The organism is Bartonella taylorii 8TBB, assembly GCF_902825155.1.
Classification (GTDB): Bacteria; Pseudomonadota; Alphaproteobacteria; order Rhizobiales; family Rhizobiaceae; genus Bartonella; species Bartonella taylorii_A.
Genome location: NZ_CADEAG010000003.1, coordinates 1 through 18,035, shown reverse-complemented (window position 1 = coordinate 18,035; position 18,035 = coordinate 1). Strand labels below are relative to the sequence as shown.

General features: G+C 38.8%; 15 protein-coding genes and 3 tRNA genes. 16 read left to right on the top strand and 2 right to left on the bottom strand.

Features of this window, described 5'->3' with window-relative positions; genetic code table 11:
* The 7 genes from ntrX (at position 1) to J7R13_RS03250 (ending at position 8,901) form a co-directional block, all read left to right on the top strand.
* The gene (gene ntrX, locus J7R13_RS03280; RefSeq protein WP_004860182.1) at positions 1-1,359 is read left to right on the top strand and encodes a nitrogen assimilation response regulator NtrX; all 1,359 of its coding nucleotides are present in this window, start codon (positions 1-3) and stop codon (positions 1,357-1,359) included.
* Between the two features lie 4 nt (positions 1,360-1,363).
* Positions 1,364-2,740, top strand: coding sequence for a Trk system potassium transporter TrkA (trkA, locus tag J7R13_RS03275; protein ID WP_208437455.1), 1,377 nt, complete (start codon positions 1,364-1,366; stop codon positions 2,738-2,740).
* Positions 2,741-2,750: 10 nt separating this feature from the next.
* A complete protein-coding gene (locus J7R13_RS03270; protein WP_208437454.1) occupies positions 2,751-3,560 on the top strand; it encodes a glycosyltransferase family 32 protein in 810 nt (269 codons plus the stop codon).
* Between the two features lie 144 nt (positions 3,561-3,704).
* Complete coding sequence (gene clpP / locus J7R13_RS03265) at positions 3,705-4,328, top strand: ATP-dependent Clp endopeptidase proteolytic subunit ClpP (RefSeq protein ID WP_208437453.1); 624 nt, start codon at positions 3,705-3,707, stop codon at positions 4,326-4,328.
* A gap of 185 nt (positions 4,329-4,513) precedes the next feature.
* The gene (gene clpX, locus J7R13_RS03260) at positions 4,514-5,788 is read left to right on the top strand and encodes an ATP-dependent Clp protease ATP-binding subunit ClpX (protein WP_004860176.1); all 1,275 of its coding nucleotides are present in this window, start codon (positions 4,514-4,516) and stop codon (positions 5,786-5,788) included.
* A gap of 181 nt (positions 5,789-5,969) precedes the next feature.
* Positions 5,970-8,393 carry an endopeptidase La gene (gene lon / locus J7R13_RS03255; RefSeq protein ID WP_208437452.1) on the top strand — a complete coding sequence of 808 codons (2,424 nt, stop codon included), beginning with the start codon at positions 5,970-5,972 and terminating at the stop codon, positions 8,391-8,393.
* Positions 8,394-8,622: 229 nt separating this feature from the next.
* Positions 8,623-8,901: an HU family DNA-binding protein gene (locus J7R13_RS03250; protein ID WP_004860173.1), complete on the top strand. Its 279-nt coding sequence runs from the start codon at positions 8,623-8,625 to the stop codon at positions 8,899-8,901.
* Between the two features lie 618 nt (positions 8,902-9,519).
* On the opposite strand, the gene trmFO is transcribed toward J7R13_RS03250, so the two are convergent.
* A complete protein-coding gene (gene trmFO / locus J7R13_RS03245; protein WP_208437451.1) occupies positions 9,520-10,926 on the bottom strand; it encodes a methylenetetrahydrofolate--tRNA-(uracil(54)-C(5))-methyltransferase (FADH(2)-oxidizing) TrmFO in 1,407 nt (468 codons plus the stop codon).
* 168 nt (positions 10,927-11,094) lie between these two features.
* On the opposite strand from trmFO, the gene J7R13_RS03240 reads away from it, so the two are divergent.
* From J7R13_RS03240 to J7R13_RS03215, 6 genes are all read left to right on the top strand, one after another.
* Positions 11,095-11,177 (top strand) — tRNA-Leu (locus J7R13_RS03240).
* Between the two features lie 133 nt (positions 11,178-11,310).
* Positions 11,311-12,735 (top strand): trigger factor, encoded by a 1,425-nt coding sequence (gene tig, locus J7R13_RS03235; protein ID WP_208437450.1) that lies wholly within the window; start codon positions 11,311-11,313, stop codon positions 12,733-12,735.
* A gap of 130 nt (positions 12,736-12,865) precedes the next feature.
* Positions 12,866-14,365 (top strand): Asp-tRNA(Asn)/Glu-tRNA(Gln) amidotransferase subunit GatB, encoded by a 1,500-nt coding sequence (gatB, locus tag J7R13_RS03230; protein ID WP_208437594.1) that lies wholly within the window; start codon positions 12,866-12,868, stop codon positions 14,363-14,365.
* 152 nt (positions 14,366-14,517) lie between these two features.
* Complete coding sequence (locus J7R13_RS03225; protein WP_208437449.1) at positions 14,518-14,916, top strand: NADH:ubiquinone oxidoreductase subunit NDUFA12; 399 nt, start codon at positions 14,518-14,520, stop codon at positions 14,914-14,916.
* 81 nt (positions 14,917-14,997) lie between these two features.
* Positions 14,998-15,432: a DUF2155 domain-containing protein gene (locus tag J7R13_RS03220; protein WP_208437593.1), complete on the top strand. Its 435-nt coding sequence runs from the start codon at positions 14,998-15,000 to the stop codon at positions 15,430-15,432.
* A gap of 251 nt (positions 15,433-15,683) precedes the next feature.
* Positions 15,684-16,424: a rhomboid family intramembrane serine protease gene (locus tag J7R13_RS03215; protein WP_208437448.1), complete on the top strand. Its 741-nt coding sequence runs from the start codon at positions 15,684-15,686 to the stop codon at positions 16,422-16,424.
* On the opposite strand, the gene J7R13_RS03210 is transcribed toward J7R13_RS03215, so the two are convergent.
* Entirely contained in the window at positions 16,414-17,244 is an 831-nt protein-coding gene (locus J7R13_RS03210; RefSeq protein WP_208437447.1) for a TrmH family RNA methyltransferase, read from the bottom strand. The two genes, J7R13_RS03215 and J7R13_RS03210, sit on opposite strands and share 11 nt — an antisense overlap.
* Before the next feature lie 206 nt (positions 17,245-17,450).
* On the opposite strand from J7R13_RS03210, the gene J7R13_RS03205 reads away from it, so the two are divergent.
* The 3 genes from J7R13_RS03205 to J7R13_RS03195 all read left to right on the top strand — a co-directional run.
* Positions 17,451-17,534: transfer RNA gene (locus J7R13_RS03205), tRNA-Tyr, on the top strand.
* 30 nt (positions 17,535-17,564) lie between these two features.
* Positions 17,565-17,638, top strand: a tRNA-Gly gene (locus J7R13_RS03200).
* Between the two features lie 189 nt (positions 17,639-17,827).
* A partial coding sequence (locus J7R13_RS03195; protein ID WP_246786262.1) for a GTP-binding protein occupies positions 17,828-18,035 on the top strand: 208 nt, incomplete at its 3' end.

Here is an 18,035-nt window from a genome sequence, read left to right as displayed (position 1 = left end):
ATGGTATCAGATATCTTAATTGTTGATGATGAAGCAGATATTCGTGATCTTGTTGCTGGTATTTTGAATGATGAAGGTTATGAAACGCGTGTTGCCTGTAACTCTGATGAAGCCTTAGCACAAATTAATGAGCGTATTCCAAAGCTCATCTTTTTAGATATTTGGTTACAAGGAAGTCGTCTCGATGGTTTAGCGCTGCTTGACGAAATCAAAACGCGATACCCTGCCCTTCCGGTGGTCATGATCTCTGGTCATGGTAATATTGAGACGGCTGTTTCTGCTATAAAACGAGGGGCATATGATTTCATTGAAAAACCTTTTAAAACTGATCGGCTTGTATTGGTTGCGGAACGGACTCTTGAAAACTCGAATTTAAAACGTGAGCTTTTAGAGTTACGAAAGCGCTCGAGTGAAACATTGGAACTGCTCGGAACATCAACCGTTATAAAACATTTGCGCCAAATCATAGAAAAAGTGGCACCAACTAATAGCCGTGTTATGATTACAGGTCCTTCTGGAGCGGGAAAAGAAATGGTTGCACGTGCTATTCACGCGCTTTCAACGCGTTCAAATGGACCATTTGTTACAATAAATGCTGCAACGATTACTCCGGAAAGAATGGAGATAGAATTGTTTGGCAACGAAATGGAAGGGGGCGAGCGCAAGATCGGCGCATTAGAGGAAGCCCATGGTGGAATATTATATCTTGATGAAATTGCTGATATGCCACGTGAGACTCAAGGTAAGATTCTTCGGGTGTTGACGGGGCAAACATTTGAGAGAGTGGGCGGCACAAAACGTGTCAAGGTGGATGTTCGTATCATTTCTTCAACGGCGCAAAATCTTGAAAACCTCATTTCTGACGGGCGTTTTAGGGAGGATCTTTTCCACCGTCTTTCGGTTGTTCCCATTACTGTTCCACCACTTTCAGCGCGTCGTGAAGACATTCCGGAACTTGTGCATCATTTTGTGAAAACAATATCGCAGCAGGTTGGTATTAAGCCGCGTGAAATCAGTGATGATGTTATATCTATTTTACAAACACACGCTTGGCCGGGTAATGTAAGGCAATTACGCAATAATATTGAACGTCTTCTCATTCTTGTGCGTGATGGTGATGGCCCAATAACAGCGGAGTTTCTCCCTAGTGAAGTGAGCGATTCTCTGCCACGTATTCAAATGGATGCAGATGAGAATATAATGGATTTACCGTTGCGTGAAGCACGGGAATTGTTTGAAAAGAGGTATTTAGTAGCGCAGATTGGTCGTTTGGGTGGAAATATATCGCGTACAGCTGAATTTATAGGTATGGAGCGTTCAGCCTTACACCGTAAGCTGAAAGCGCTTGGGGTTTCTTAAGATTATGCGTGTTATTATTTGCGGAGCAGGACAGGTTGGTTATGGAATAGCAGAGCGTCTTGCTGCTGAAAATCATGATGTTACTGTTATTGATATTGAAACGAGATTGATTGAAAAAATTCGCGACACATTGGATGTTAGAGGTTTTGTAGGTCACGGTTCACGTCCTGAAGTTCTTTTGGCTGCTGATGCAGACAAAGCTGATATGTTGATTGCAGTAACTTTATTTGATGAAGTCAATATGGTGGCTTGCCAAGTGGCACACTCATTATTTAATGTTCCAACAAAAATAGCACGTATTCGTTCGCAATCTTATTTAGAACCACGTTATAAAACGCTTTTTTCTAGAGAGAATATTCCCATTGATGTGGTTATTTCGCCAGAAGTTGAAGTTGGGGAAATGGTTCTACGTCGTATTGCTTTACCTGGTGCAATAGATGTTCTTTATTTTTGTAATGATGATATCGTTACGTTAGCCTTGGAGTGTATGGAAGATTGTCCAGTTATTAATACACCTTTGCGTCAATTAACAGAGCTTTTTCCAGATCTTCGTACGACGGTTATCGCTATTAAGCGTGGTTCAGAATTATTGGTTGCGCACTCAGAGACGCAATTACGCGTTGGTGATGTAACCTATCTTGTTGCCGCTCGTGATCAGATGCGCCGTGCAGTTGGGCTTTTTGGTCATAAAGAACAAGATACCCATCGCATGATTATTGCAGGGGGTGGTCATATTGGTCTTTATGTTGCTCAAGCTATTGAAAAGCGCCTCCATAAATTAAGATTGAAGATTATAGAATCGCAGAGAGAGAGAGCGCTAACAATTGCTGACCAACTCGAAAAAACGACTGTTTTATATGGTAATGTATTAGATCCAGTGATTCTTCAGGATGCTGGAATTGATCAGGCCGATTTAATGATTACATTGACCAATCAAGATCAGGTCAATCTCTTAAGTGCTATTATTGCTAAAAGATTGGGATGCAAAGCTAACATGGTATTGATCAATAATGTTGCTTATCAAGACTTTAGCCGTGCAGTTGGTGTGGATGCATATCTTAATCCGCATAGTGTTACTATATCGAGAATTTTGCAACAAATGCGCCGTGGTCGTATTCGTGCTGTTCACTCAGTTTTTAATGGACGAGCAGAAATTATTGAGGCTGAAGTTATGCAAACGTCTTCATTGGTTGGTAAATCATTGTCAGAGCTTAATTTATCAGATGGTTTAAGAATTGGTGCAATCTACCGTAACAAGACAATAATACAACTTTCAGCAGATACGCGTATTTTGTCTGGTGATCGGATAGTAATTTTTGCTCTTTCTGAATGTGTACGTGATGTTGAGCAGCTATTTCGTGTAAGTTTAGAATATTTTTGATATATTACCTATGGATATTTGCACTTTTTGGTATAGTGGACAATTAAGACTGGTTGATAGACTTTGTTTATCCTCAATGGTTAAAACGGGGCAACGCGTTAAGCTTTTCAGTTATGATAAAAAAATAGAAAATCTACCTGTTGGTGTTGAGTTGTGTGATGCCGAATCAATTCTACCACGTTCAGCAATTTATCGCCTTGATCCTAATTTTTTTGATGATAAACTAGGATGTACAATTGTTCAGTTTTCGGATTTTTTTCGTGTTATGTTGATGAAATATCAGCAAGGTGTTTGGTTAGATACAGATGTTTACTTGGTTAAACAATTTCATCCAGATGCGGATAAAGTTTGGCTTGCAAAAGAAAATGCTATGAGAGTAGGTGTCTCTGCACTTTATCTTCCGTCTGATAACCCTATTATAAAAGTGTTTGAAGATTATTGGACCGGCACAGAAATGATTCCTGATTGGCTTGGGTTTAAACGTCGTGTGTGGAAGCCATTCTGGTTAAAGAGGAAAAAGATGCCGATTTTACCGGGAAGTCTTGGAGTTACAATATTTGGTAATGATGGTATTTCGCGATTAGCTAAACGATATGGTTTTTTTCATGAGGCAAAAGAAAAGGAAACTTTTTATTATTGGACAGGGCGAAAAACTGAATACATTTTTGATTCAGCTTTTGGTATTGAGCCACTTGCAGATCCACGTTTGATAGGGTTTCATATTCATAGAAAAACAAAAACCATTCAAAAACCCCAGGAAGGAAGCTTTTATCATTGGGCAGTATCTCGTATTTCTCATGCGCATGATTTTTTCAGGTAGAGTTATTATTGCTATTTTAACCACTGGGATTTTAATTTTTCCTAAAGAACATTGATTGTAGCTTGCGTAAGAGAGTATTGTTAGCCTATGGAGAAAAGCATTGAATGCGTAAAGAGCGATTGTATATGAACGGAAAGTAAAAACATGAGTGATCTAATAAAAACAGCATTAAGCCTTGTGCCTATGGTTATTGAACAAACCAATCGCGGTGAGCGGGCCTATGATATTTTTTCTCGTCTTTTAAAAGAGCGGATTATTTTTATTAATGGTCCGGTTGAAGATGGTATGGCAATGCTTGTTTGTGCACAATTGCTTTTCTTGGAAGCTGAGAATCCTAAGAAAGAGATTAGTCTTTATATTAATTCTCCTGGTGGAGTTGTGACATCCGGTATGGCAATTTATGATACTATGCAGTTTATTCGCCCTCCTGTTTCTACACTTTGCATGGGGCAAGCTGCGTCTATGGGGTCATTACTTTTAACGGCTGGAGCGAAAGGTCACCGTTTTACATTGCCGAATGCACGTATTATGGTACATCAACCATCTGGTGGTTTTCAAGGTCAGGCTTCAGATATTGAACGGCATGCACAAGATATTATAAAGATGAAACAGCGTTTAAATGAAATTTATGTTCAGCATACAGGTCAGGACTATGAGGTCATTGAGAGAACTCTCGATCGCGATCATTTTATGACGGCGGAAGAGGCCAAGCAATTTGGCCTAGTTGATGATGTTATACAATATCGTGCAGAAACTGAAAAAGATTAAGAGTTTTTATAGAAAAAAGAGCTACTTTAAAGAGAGAGTTTTGTAAGAGTATCACGAAAATAACGGAAAAACACCTAAAGAGTATTATGATACGCAGGTTTTTTTATATGTCTTTTAGTTTTCGTTATGAGAAACTTCCTTTGAAAAGACAAAGTATTCATATAGCGTGGTGAAAGGAAAGAGAAATGAGCAAAATTGGCAATAGTGGGAGCGAATCAAAAAATACTCTCTATTGCTCGTTCTGCGGCAAAAGTCAGCATGAGGTGCGTAAGCTCATCGCGGGGCCTACGGTATTCATTTGTGATGAATGCGTAGAGCTTTGCATGGATATTATTCGTGAAGAAAATAAATCTTCTGGGATTAAGGCGCGTGATGGTGTTCCTACTCCACAGGAAATTATAACAGTTCTTGATGACTACGTTATTGGTCAGCAACATGCAAAGCGTGTTCTTTCTGTTGCTGTCCATAATCATTATAAGCGACTTGCGCATCAGTCTAAGAGCAATGATATTGAGTTAGCAAAATCGAATATTCTGCTTGTTGGTCCAACAGGGTGCGGTAAAACTTATCTCGCACAAACATTGGCGCGTATTATCGACGTACCTTTTACGATGGCTGATGCGACCACTTTGACTGAGGCAGGATATGTGGGTGAAGATGTTGAAAATATTATTCTAAAGCTTCTTCAAGCTGCTGACTATAATGTTGAACGTGCACAGCGTGGTATTGTTTATATTGATGAGGTTGATAAAATTTCTCGTAAAGCTGACAATCCTTCTATTACAAGAGATGTTTCAGGAGAAGGTGTGCAGCAGGCATTGTTAAAAATTATGGAAGGAACAATTGCCTCTGTTCCTCCTCAAGGAGGGCGTAAGCATCCACAACAAGAGTTTCTTCAGGTTGATACAACAAATATTTTATTTATTTGTGGAGGTGCTTTTGCAGGGTTGGAACGGATTATTTCGGGACGTGGTGAAAAAACTTCTATTGGTTTTTCTGCTACCGTTAAAGCACCTGACGAGCGTTGTGTTGGTGAAATTTTTCGTGATTTAGAGCCTGAAGATCTTATAAAGTTTGGTTTGATACCAGAGTTTATTGGCCGTCTTCCTATTGTAGCTACCTTAGAGGATTTAGATGTTAACGCCCTTGTTCAAATTTTATCACAACCCAAAAATGCGTTGGTGAAACAATATCAGCGTCTTTTTGAGATGGAAAATGTTGAGTTAGCATTTCATGAAGATGCATTACGTGTTATTGCTAAGAAGGCGATTGAGCGTAAAACCGGTGCACGTGGTTTACGTTCTATTATGGAGAAGATACTTCTTGAAACGATGTTTGAGCTTCCTGCTCTTGAAGGCGTTCAAAAAGTGGTCATTTCGAGTGACGTTGTTGATGAGAAAGCGCGTCCTCTTTACATTTACTCAGAACGTGCAGAAGATAAAGAAAATGTATCGGCATGACGTTGTATAATATGAGAGGTGGTAATAAACCTCATTTTAGGATGGGTATTTCTGGATATTATAGTTATGATTCTTGATTTATACGTTCGCAGTTACCACTTCATGTATTATGGAACGCCGGGGTTTTTTCTAAGGGTGGGCTTGTGTAGTGGATAGATCATAGGCTCAAGAAAGGAAAGTTATGCAATATATTGGTGAAAAAACAGATGAAGTAAGAGAGGGGTTTTATGCTGTTTTACCTCTTCGTGATATTGTTGTCTTCCCGCATATGATTGTTCCACTTTTTGTGGGCCGCGAGAAATCAATTCGTGCTCTTGAAGAAACTATGGCGGTTGATAAACAGATACTGTTGGTTACGCAAAAAAATGCTTCTGATGATGACCCAAAATCAGAAGATATTTATGATATAGGTACACTTGCTAACATTCTTCAACTTTTAAAACTTCCTGATGGAACTGTAAAAGTTTTGGTTGAAGGCACGGCGCGTGCAAAAATGAGCCAATTTATGGCGAGTGAAGATTATCATCAGGCTTGTGCAACTGTTACAGAAGAGCCTAGAGAGAATGATGTTGAGATTGAAGCTCTTTCAAGGTCAGTGATCGGTTATTTTGAAAATTATGTAAAACTTAATAAAAAAATTTCTCCTGAAGTTGTTAATGCTATTAGTCAGATTGATAATCCTTCTAAGCTTGCTGATACTATTGCTTCCCATTTGATGATTAAACTTTCAGAAAAGCAGGAAATATTGGAGCTATTACCTGTACGTAAGCGTCTTGAACGTGTTCTTTCTTTCATGGAAGGAGAAATTTCTGTTTTACAGGTTGAAAAGCGTATTCGTTCGCATGTTAAACGGCAGATGGAAAAAAACCAAAGGGAATATTATCTCAATGAGCAAATGAAGGCCATTCAGAAAGAGTTAGGAGCGGGTGATGATAGCCGTGATGAGCTCTCTGAATTAGAAGAACGTATCAAGAAGACAAAACTTTCGAAGGAAGCGCATGAAAAGGCTGGGGCAGAATTGAGAAAGTTACGGAATATGTCCCCCATGTCTGCAGAGGCGACAGTTGTACGTAACTATCTTGATTGGTTGTTAGCAATGCCTTGGGGCAAAAAATCGAAGATTAAAAACAATTTAGACTTTGCTGAAAAAGTCATGAATAATGAGCATTTTGGTCTTGAAAAAGTTAAGGAACGAATTGTTGAGTATTTAGCAGTACAAAGTCGAGCATCGAAGATAAAAGGTCCGATTATTTGTTTGCTGGGCCCTCCTGGTGTAGGAAAAACATCACTAGCTCGCTCTATTGCCAAAGCGACGGGGCGTGAATATGTTCGTATCTCATTAGGAGGGGTGCGGGATGAAGCAGAAATTCGTGGACATCGCCGAACATATATTGGTTCTATGCCCGGAAAAATTATTCAGTCTATGAAAAAAGCTAAAAAATCTAATCCGCTTTTCTTGCTTGATGAAATTGACAAAATGGGGCAAGATTTCCGTGGGGATCCTTCGTCAGCTTTATTAGAGGTGCTTGATCCTGAACAAAATGGTACATTTATTGATCACTATTTGGAAGTCGAATATGATCTTTCTGATGTAATGTTTATTACCACTGCCAATACGCTTAATATTCCAGGGCCGTTAATGGATAGAATGGAAATTATTCGTATTGCTGGCTATACTGAATCTGAGAAAATGGAGATTGTTAAACAGCATCTTTTACCAAAAGCATTAAAAGACCATTGTTTGTCTAAAAAAGAGTTCAACGTTTCTGATGGTGCTATAAAATCTATTATTCAATTCTATACACGTGAAGCAGGAGTTCGTAATCTTGAGCGTGAATTAATGAAGATTGCCCGTAAATCGGTTACAAAAATTCTTAAGACACATCAAAAATCTGTAAAGATTACAGAAGATAATATTAATGATTTCTTGGGTGTTAAGCGTTACCACTACAATCAGATTGAAGGAGAAAATCAAATTGGTGTTGTTACTGGGCTTGCATGGACAGAAGTTGGTGGAGAGCTATTGACCATTGAAGGGGTTATGATGTCAGGCAAGGGAAAGATGACTGTAACTGGAAATTTGCGCGATATTATGAAGGAATCAATTTCAGCGGCAGCATCTTATGTACGGTTTCGTGCAGTTGATTTTGGTATTGAGCCTCCGCTTTTTGATAAACGTGATATCCATGTTCATGTTCCAGAGGGTGCTACACCAAAAGATGGACCATCAGCTGGGATTGCAATGGTGACGGCAATTGTTTCGGTGCTAACAGGGATAGCGGTACATAAAGATATTGCAATGACTGGCGAAATTACTTTACGTGGACGTGTTTTACCGATTGGTGGATTAAAAGAAAAACTACTGGCTGCTCTTCGAGGAGGTATAAAAAGAGTACTTATTCCTGAAGAAAATGCAAAAGATTTGATTGATATTCCCGATGACGTCAAAAATAACATGGAAATTATTCCAGTAAATCACGTGAGCGAAGTTCTTAAGCATGCTTTAGTTCGTTTCCCTGAACCTATTGAATGGACAGAGCCTCCTACTGTACCTGTATCTATCAGGACAGAGAACGATAGTGAAGGAATACAGATTGCGCACTGATTCATTATCTCATTTGTAGTTGCATTTTCTAAGAGACAGAAAGCATTTTCGTGGTTGTTTTTTTACTTTTTTGAAAAAAAAGTAAAAAATTCCGTGAATAACTGTGATTATTGCTAAAAAAACAATGTTTTGGATGAAAATAAGGCTTCTGTTTGCTGTACTTTTCAATAAACTGACCGACGACACGATTAAGTGTGTTATCCGGTAATATAGGGAAAGGAAATGTTCTATGAATAAAAGTGAATTGGTTAGTTCCGTTGCTGAAAAGGCAGGTGTTTCGAAAGCGCAAGCTGGCTCTGTTGTTGATGCTTTTATCGCTTCTGTAACAGAGGCTTTAGCTTCAGGAGGAGATGTTCGTCTTCCAGGTTTTGGTTCTTTTGAAGTTTCTCATCGTGCTGCTACAAAGGGGCGTAATCCTTCAACCGGGGCTGAAATAAATATTCCAGCGCGTTCTGTACCAAAATTTTCTGCAGGTAAAACTCTTAAAGAAGCTGTTAATAAAAAATAATTTTTTTCACATTTAAAAAACCCGGTTTATTTATAACCGGGTTTTTTAAAAGGTATTGTGTGTGTACTTTTAACGTGAAATTTTTTGCAAGCGTTTGCTTCAAATCATGTATTTTTTCCAAATAATGTACGCGTTTTTGAGGATGTTTTTGGGAAGTGCGTGAGATAATGTGTGCATAAAATATGCTTATTTTGCATTTCATATAAAACATTTGGATACAGGGAGTGATGTAGGAGAGAATACCTTTAATTTTTTTCAAGTTGAGAAAGGTAGTGTTTTTGTATAGCAGAAGATCTCTCTATAGCAGTGATCGGGTGTCTGTATTATGTGGGCATGTGGTATATTTTTTTATGTTATCTTGCTTACTCGTGTGTCTTGATTAATTTTTTGATGATTGAAGCATATTTGGGATCTGTTCTTATAACCATTATTTTGTAGTAAAAATGCAGACTTTACACTGTAATGATAAATGATGGGCTGTAGAATTGGTATTTATTGGTTCAGATAATCAGCATGATTAACAAGTCTTAAAGTTATCTTGTCGAGTTATAATAAAATTTATTTAGCAGATTGGAAGGGTAAGTACATCTTTCGTGGAAATCGGAAACGACAACTGATCTAAGAGCCATTTTGCTTTCCATCTTTTAGCCACCGAATACAATCATCTAAGGCTCTGGCAGTTATAGCTTGTTTTTTTGCGATTTTTTTTTCTTTGCTTGGCAAGCGTTTTCCTGAGTACTGAAGAGAAGGAATAGGTGGAAAAAGTCCAAAATTGATATTCATTGGTTGAAAGGATTTTCTTTCTGTTTCTTCTATTACGATGTGTCCGCCTGTAATATGGTTTAAAAGAGCTCCCAATGCTGTAGTTGGAGGCGGTAGGCAAGGGCAGCTATGGTTATACTCAGCGGCAGCAAAACGCCCAGCAAGAAGCCCTATCGCGGATGATTCTACATAACCTTCACATCCCGTAATTTGTCCCGCAAAACGCAATTGAGGTTTTTGTTTCAAACGAAGGGTTTGATCAAGAATAACTGGTGAGTTAAGGTAAGTATTGCGGTGAAGTCCACCAAGGCGTGCGTATTCCGCTTTTTCAAGTCCGGGGATCATTCTAAAAATACGAACTTGTTCTCCATATTTCAGCTTTGTTTGAAACCCAACCATATTATAAAGCGTTCCAAGTTTATTGTCTTGGCGTAATTGAACGACGGCATATGGTTTAACTATGGGATTATGGGTGTTGGTTAATCCCATGGGTTTCATAGGACCATGTCTGAGGGTTTCAAGTCCGCGTTCAGCCATAATTTCGATTGGTAAGCATCCATCAAAATAGGGTATTTTTTCAAAGTCACGGAATTCTATTTTTTCTGCATTTTTTAATGCTTGAACGAATGCTTCATACTGTTCTTTATCGAGGGGGCAATTAAGGTAATCCTTCCCTGTCCCCTCAGGCCCAATTTTATCATAGCGAGACTGATACCAACAAATATCCAAATCGATACTATCGGTATGGACAATAGGCGCGATAGCATCAAAAAAAGAAAGAGATTCTGTCCCAGTTATTGCTTGTATTGTTTGAGCAAGTGCTGGTGAGGTAAGGGGGCCAGTTGCAATGATAATATGGTGCCAATCCTCAGGAAATTCTCGAATTTCCTCACGTTCTATTGTTATAAGAGGGTGATTTTCAAGCGCTGTTGTAATGGTTTTTGAAAATTCATCGCGGTCAACAGCAAGAGCGCTGCCTGCTGGTACTTTATTGGTATCAGCAGCCTTCATAATCAGCGATTTTGCTAGTCGCATTTCGGTATGTAAAAGTCCTACGGCATTTGTTGAAGAATCATCGGAACGGAATGAATTTGAACAAACCAGTTCTGCAAGCATATCTGTTTTATGGGCATCAGATTTTTTTTGGGGCCGCATTTCATGTAAAATAACGGGGATTCCTGATTGCGCAATTTGCCAGCTTGCTTCACTGCCTGCAAGACCGCCGCCGATGATATGGATTGGAGTATTGAATGTATTTAACATAATCTGCTTTTAGCGGAAGCTACTCTGTATGAAAAGGATAGATTTTGTTTTGCAATTTATTAGGAATAATACGTATCTGGAATATTTTTAATATATTTGTTTGCTTTTTTTCTTTAATTAATGCTATAGAAACGCCGCTTATGTAAGGTTATTGGCTTATAAGTTTGAGCGGATGTGGCGAAATTGGTAGACGCACCAGATTTAGGTTCTGGCGGGAGACCATGGGGGTTCGAGTCCCTCCATCCGCACCAAAGGGATTTCTTGAGCTCTATAGATATGTATGTGCTCAGAGTTCTGCTTTATGGTGATTTAACACTCAAGTGTTAGAATGTAATTATTATCAGAGTGGGATTATCCCTCTCCTCAGGAAAATGAAGGTTATTTATGCAGGTTACCGAGACGCTTAATGAAGGACTGAAGCGCGAAATTAAGATCGTGGTTCCGGCGAGAGATTTAGAAAAAAAATTGAATGAACGGTTGGATGATACCAAGGGCAAGATCAAGCTTAAGGGTTTTCGTCCTGGTAAGGTACCTGCTGGATATCTAAGAAAAATGTACGGCAAGTCTTTTATGGCAGAAATTCTCAATGAGATTATCAGTGATGTACCCCATTCTGTTTTAGCTGATCGTAATGAACGTTCAGCGATGCAGCCGCAAATTGATATAAATGAAGATGAACAAATTCTGGATGGCAAAACCGATTTTGTTTTTAGTTTAAAGTATGAAGTTTTGCCAAAATTTGAAATTAAAGACTTTGAACATATTGAAATTACTCGTGAAATTGCAATTATTCCTGAACAAGAGATTGATGATCAAGTAAGGCGCGTCCTTTCTTCCACGCGGAATTATTCACTAAAAGATGGTTTTTCTGAAGAAGGTGATCGTGTTACAATAGATTATCTTGGTAAACTTGAGGGAGAGCCATTTGAGGGTGGAACAGAGAGTGATGCGCAACTGATTCTCGGATCAAAGCAATTTATTCCTGGCTTTGAGGAGCAGTTGGTTGGTGTGAAAGTAGGTGATACGAAAACAATTTCTGTTAAATTTCCTGATAATTACAATGCAGTGCATTTGGCGGGTCGGGATGCAGAGTTTGATATCACTGTTAAGGCTATCTCTAAACCGGATGAATTAAAGATTGATGATGAAGCAGCGCGGAAAGTTGGTTTAGAATCTCTAGATCGCTTACGTGAAGTTGTTCGTGGGCAGATTGAAAATCAATATGGTTCAATGACACGTCAAAAAATTAAGCGTCAAATTCTTGATGCTTTAGATGCTGATTACGATTTTGAGATTCCTGAAGGACTTTTAGAAATTGAATTTAACAATATATGGGCTCAGGTTAATGACGATTTAAAAAAGGCTGGTCGCAGTTTTGAAGATGAAGGTGTTACAGAGGAGCAGGCACGGGAGGAATATCGTGTGCTTGCACAGCGTCGTGTTCGTCTTGGTTTAGTGCTTTCTGAAATTGGAATGAAGGTTGGTGTTAAAGTAAGTGAGGATGAGCTAAAAGCAGCAGTTTTTGATCAGGTGCGTCAGTATCCTGGACAAGAAAAAGAGATTATGGATTTTTTCCGTAAGACTCCAGAAGCTGTTGCAAATCTACGTGCCCCAATTTTTGAAGAGAAAGTCATTGATCATTTGCTAGCACGGATAAAAATCACAGATAAAGAAGTTACGGTTGAAGAGCTGATGAAGGAATATGACGAAACAGATTTAATAGAAAAAAAGCCAGAGAAGAAAAAATCTGCAGTAAAAAAAACCGTAGAAAAAGTTCCATCTAAGAAAAAGGCACCTAAAAAAGATTAATATTTACCCTAAAAAGAGAAGCCCGATGAAGTTGTGGCTTTTTTATAAGATTTCTATTCTAGGCTTGCACTGAGAGTGGTTTTAGGTTAGCCATCAGGTGTATTTAGAAAACATTGATAGTGGATTGGCAATGGACATCGTTGATACGCGTACTCCTGATTCTAAACGTTTCATTTCTGGAATTACAGGTGATTGGGAGGTTGTCATTGGTATGGAGGTTCATGCGCAAATCATATCAAATTCAAAACTTTTTTCAGGGGCGTCAACAAAATTTGGTGCTGAGCCGAACAATCACGTATCGCTTATTGATGCAGCGATGCCTGGTATGTTGCCTGTTCTTAATAGGGAATGTGTTCGTCAAGCAGTTCGAACTGGTTTGGGACTAAAGGCTCATATTAATCTGAGATCTGTTTTCGATCGTAAGAATTATTTTTATCCAGATTTACCGCAGGGATATCAGATTTCCCAATTTCACTATCCGATTGTAGGAGAGGGGAGGATTATCGTATCTGTTGGTCCAGATTCGAATGGCCAGTTTGAGGATATTGAAGTTGGGATTGAAAGGTTGCATCTTGAGCAGGATGCAGGAAAATCGTTGCATGATCAGCATCCAACAATGTCTTTTGTGGATCTTAATCGTTCAGGTGTCGCGCTTATGGAAATTGTTTCTAAGCCAGATATGCGTTCATCAGATGAAGCCAAAGCCTATATGACAAAATTGCGTACAATTGTTCGTTATTTAGGGACTTGCGATGGAAATATGGATGAAGGTTCTATGCGTGCAGATGTTAACGTATCAGTTCGTCGCCCTGGTGAAAGTTTTGGAACGCGCTGTGAAATCAAAAATGTTAATTCTATTCGTTTTATTGGCCAAGCGATTGAATATGAGGCGCGTCGTCAAATTGCGATCTTAGAAGATGGTGGTGTCATAGATCAGGAAACTCGGCTTTTTGATGCTTCTAAAGGTGAAACGCGGTCTATGCGTTCAAAGGAAGAAGCGCATGATTATCGTTATTTTCCTGACCCTGATCTTTTGCCTTTGGAATTGGATCAAGCATTTGTGGATTCTTTGGTCGCTGAATTGCCTGAATTGCCTGATGATATAAAAGCACGTTTTATCAAGGAGATGGGATTGACAGCGTACGATGCTTCTATCCTTGTGACAGAAAGAGCCATTGCTGACTATTTTGAAAAAGTCGCACGTGGGCGTGATGGAAAAACAGTTGCCAATTGGGTGATTAATGATCTTCTAGGCGCTTTAAATAAAGACAATCGTGAGATTGAAGACACGCCGGTATCACCAGATCAATTAGGAGAAATTATTGATCTTATCAAAGAGGGGACTATTTCTGGAAAAATTGCTAAGGATCTCTTTGAAATTATTTGGAATGAAGGTGGAAATCCACGTCAGATTGTAGAAGAGCGCAATATGAAGCAGGTAACAGATATCAAGGCTATAGAGAAAGCTGTTGATGAAATCGTTGCTAATAATTCTGATAAAGTTGCGCAAGCAAAACAAAAACCTGCTTTAGCTGGTTGGTTTGTTGGACAAGTCATGAAAACAACAGGTGGAAAGGCAAATCCTCAAACTGTTAATGAGTTGGTTAAGATGAAACTCGGCATAGATTAAGTTTTATGGGGTAGAGGAAAGTCCATAAATATGATATTTCTTATAATTGAGGAATACAACTAAGCTTACCGAATGGAGACATAATTGACTTTACGGGCGGAGTTTTGTTAAGGATTAACTTCCCAAGGGTACTTAGAGAGATGGACTAAAAGATGGCTATTTTTTTAAAGCAAATCTTTACATGGTGGAATGGTAATACCATAAATACGCGCTTTTTTACGTGGCGTAAAGGTAAACGTATGGGGGAAGATCAGTTTGGGAATGTTTATTATGAAGGGGGCACTCATAAGGATGGTTATCCGCGCCGTTGGGTCATTTATAAAGATTATTCTGAAGCTTCTACCATTCCACCAGGTTGGCATGGTTGGATTCATCATCGCTGTGATATCCCTCCAACACAGGAAGATTATCAGCCCTATGAATGGGAAAAGCCTCACATTGCCAATATGACAGGAACAAGCGATGCCTATCGTCCGAAGGGTGCTATTTCTTACAGTGATGATCGTCCTTTTTTGTATAAAGATTATGATGCATGGTCGCCTAAAAAATAAGATGTTTTGATGCGTGCGTGTGTTTTTTCTTATGTGTACTATTTTATAAATAGAATTTTTAGATGTGATTGATTTGATGTGATGAGAGCTTTTTTACTGTTAGGATTGAAGCGTTTTTTTTGTCTTTTTCTCATAGAAGTTGTAATATTTTTGTTTTCAGTTGTTGGAGTACAGGCTGAGCGTGTGAGCAATGGAATTGCTGTTTTTTCAGGTCTCGATAAAATTACTGGTCGGACTACGCGTTTTGAAGTTTCTCTTGGTGAAGTTTATCGATATGGTGCTTTGCAGGTAACGCCGCGCGCGTGTTATACGAGCTCTAAGGATGAACCAACGCGTACAACCGGTTTTATTGAAGTCAATGAAATTACATTAGATAAAAAAGTACGACGTATTTTTATAGGGTGGATGTTTGCAGATAGCCCTGGCTTGAATGCTGTAGAGCATCCTATCTACGATGTGTGGTTAAAAGACTGCAAACAAGGCAAAAAAGATTCTCAGAATCAAGCCCATCAATGATTTTTTACAAATGATGTATTGAAATAAAACATTCTCTTTGTTTATTTTATAATTCTCCCCTAAGAGGCTAAAGAAAACTTTAAAACGAGAGTGATTAGATGCTGAAGAAAGGGGCAGTGATGTTTTTATTTGCGTATTTAAAAGGCATATTGGTTATTGTACATTTATGATGGTTTTCATAAAAAGCCAACTATTAAATTACCAAACTGTAAAGCACTGTCAATTCTAAAGAAAGTATGAGATTTTATACAATGAAAAATGCCAAACACCAATATAATAATAGATCGTTTTTTCCAGAGCAGCCTAAAGAACCATTATTGAATATTCCATTTATTATAGTTGTTTTGATAGCACTTTGTTTTTGTATTTATTTTGTTTCTCAATACCTTTTTTCTGATCAATTCTATATTGAAAGTCTTGATTTATTTGCATTTACACCAGTGTTATTTAAGACTGAACCTTTAGCATTTTGTTATACGATTATTAGTTATTCCTTTATGCATAGTAGTTTTAAACATGTTGCTATTAACATGGCTTGGCTTTTGGTTTTTGGGTCTCCTTTGGTAAGACATATTGGTGGTTTTCGTTTTTTAATTTTTTGGGTATTAACAGCTATTATAGCTGTTTTGACTTATTTTGTATTTCACCAAGAGAGTGCAATATCACTTGTCGGTGCGTCGGGCGCAGTGTCTGGAATGATGGGCGCTATTGCACGTTATGATTTCCTTTTGAGCTATTTGGAGGCTACGACGCAGAATAAAAGATTTTTAAGCCCTTTATTGTCTATTAAAAAAGCGCTGTGTTCAAGGAGTGTGCTTATTTACCTGAGTATCTGGCTGAGTGTTGATTTTATTATAGGTATTTCATCTCTTCTCTTTGAAGGAGATGGTGTTTCAATAGCATGGGAGGCTCATATTGGTGGTTTCTTTTCAGGCTTTTTGTTGATTGGTTTTTTTGATATTTCGCGAAAAAAATTACAAACTACGATCTAAGATATTTATGCGCCGCATAAAGTGCTATTGTGGCCGCGTTTGAAACATTTAATGATTTAATATTTCCAGGCATATCAAGGCGTGTTAATGCGCAAACGGTTTCCCGTGTTTTTTTACGTAAGCCTTTTCCTTCTGCTCCTAAAATAAGGGCAATTTTCCTCCCTGTTAATGCTGTTTCTAGAGGGTATTCACCTTCTGAATCGAGTCCAAAGCTGATGAAACCTGCTTTATGAAGTTCGTGGAGTGTTTCGGCGAGGTTTCGTACAGTAATATAATTAATCAGCTCCAACGCTCCGGAAGCGGCTTTAGCGAGAACACCGCTTTCTTGTGGGGAGTGGCGACATGTGGTGATGAGAGCTTCAGCTTTAAATGCAACTGCGGAGCGCATAATAGCACCGACATTATGTGGATCGGTAATTTGATCCATTACGATGACAAGATCAGTATTGGTAAGTTCAGACAATTGACATGGTTTGAGGGGGGTAGTTTCCACAACAATACCTTGATGCACTGCATCACTTCCAACCAATGCATCAAGTTGTTTTGGTGAGCATAATGTAACAGCACAAGGTAAATCTGATTCGGGTATATTTAATCGTTTTAAGGCGTTTGATGTAACATAGAGACCGTTAAAAATTCTTTTTGGATTTTTTAAAGCAGCATGAACTGCGTGGATACCATAAAGACGGATTGTTCCTTGTTGTAATGGTGAAGCTGCTTTTTTCAGGCATGAGGCAGAACGAGAAGAAAAGCTTTTTGTATCGCGATATCGGCGACGTAAACGAGCATAATGAGAATTTTGCGATATTTTTTCTTTCATAGGTGTTTTATACTCTTTTAATAACAGAAATGGATAGAAAAAAGCTGTCATTTAAAATTATTAGCGGGAAATTTGTACAGAATCGTGTTTATTCTGTTGACAGATACGACAGTAATCGGCATAACCGCCTCGCAGCCGGTTTGATTGAATAGGTGGTCAAGATTTGGTTGTAGTGATGCCTTATCGCGCAACTTTGCCGATGTAATGGAGGGGTGCCCGAGTGGTTAAAGGGGGCGGACTGTAAATCCGTTGCGTATGCTACGTTGGTTCGAATCCAACCCCCTCCACCATTCATCGAAGGAGAGTTAGTTGTGTGGTATGCGGGTATAGCTCAATGGTAGAGCAGCAGCCTTCCAAGCTGAATATGCGGGTTCGATTCCCGCTACCCGCTCCAAATAGTTGTTGGTGCCAAACAGTTTTAGTGATTGGGCGAGTGAGTATGATGGGAGAATATTTCCATCATTAAAGTGGGCGGGTTTTACCGTCTTCAAGAGTTGTAATGGTCGGGCTGATGTAGCTGTTCAGCTTAATTCAGTTCTGCAGTTCTGTTTCTAGGTGCTAATAAAACAAGAGATTGATGGCGATGGCAAAGAGCAAATTTGAACGTACGAAGCCGCATGTTAACATTGGTACGATTGGTCACGTTGATCATGGGAAGACTTCATTAACAGCAGCGATTACGAAATATTTTGGTGAATTTAAAGCGTATGACCAAATTGATGCGGCACCAGAAGAGCGTGCACGTGGAATTACCATTTCTACAGCGCATGTTGAATATGAAACAGAGAAGC

What these genes read in the sequence shown, in the direction of transcription:
- ntrX (WP_004860182.1), top strand. Translation starts at nt 1, where the DNA reads ATGGTATCAGATATCTTAATTGTTGATGATGAAGCAGATATTCGTGAT.
- trkA (WP_208437455.1), top strand. Translation starts at nt 1,364, where the DNA reads ATGCGTGTTATTATTTGCGGAGCAGGACAGGTTGGTTATGGAATAGCA.
- J7R13_RS03270 (WP_208437454.1), top strand. Translation starts at nt 2,751, where the DNA reads ATGGATATTTGCACTTTTTGGTATAGTGGACAATTAAGACTGGTTGAT.
- clpP (WP_208437453.1), top strand. Translation starts at nt 3,705, where the DNA reads ATGAGTGATCTAATAAAAACAGCATTAAGCCTTGTGCCTATGGTTATT.
- clpX (WP_004860176.1), top strand. Translation starts at nt 4,514, where the DNA reads ATGAGCAAAATTGGCAATAGTGGGAGCGAATCAAAAAATACTCTCTAT.
- lon (WP_208437452.1), top strand. Translation starts at nt 5,970, where the DNA reads ATGCAATATATTGGTGAAAAAACAGATGAAGTAAGAGAGGGGTTTTAT.
- J7R13_RS03250 (WP_004860173.1), top strand. Translation starts at nt 8,623, where the DNA reads ATGAATAAAAGTGAATTGGTTAGTTCCGTTGCTGAAAAGGCAGGTGTT.
- trmFO (WP_208437451.1), bottom strand. Translation starts at nt 10,926, where the DNA reads ATGTTAAATACATTCAATACTCCAATCCATATCATCGGCGGCGGTCTT.
- tig (WP_208437450.1), top strand. Translation starts at nt 11,311, where the DNA reads ATGCAGGTTACCGAGACGCTTAATGAAGGACTGAAGCGCGAAATTAAG.
- gatB (WP_208437594.1), top strand. Translation starts at nt 12,866, where the DNA reads ATGGACATCGTTGATACGCGTACTCCTGATTCTAAACGTTTCATTTCT.
- J7R13_RS03225 (WP_208437449.1), top strand. Translation starts at nt 14,518, where the DNA reads ATGGCTATTTTTTTAAAGCAAATCTTTACATGGTGGAATGGTAATACC.
- J7R13_RS03220 (WP_208437593.1), top strand. Translation starts at nt 14,998, where the DNA reads ATGAGAGCTTTTTTACTGTTAGGATTGAAGCGTTTTTTTTGTCTTTTT.
- J7R13_RS03215 (WP_208437448.1), top strand. Translation starts at nt 15,684, where the DNA reads ATGAAAAATGCCAAACACCAATATAATAATAGATCGTTTTTTCCAGAG.
- J7R13_RS03210 (WP_208437447.1), bottom strand. Translation starts at nt 17,244, where the DNA reads ATGAAAGAAAAAATATCGCAAAATTCTCATTATGCTCGTTTACGTCGC.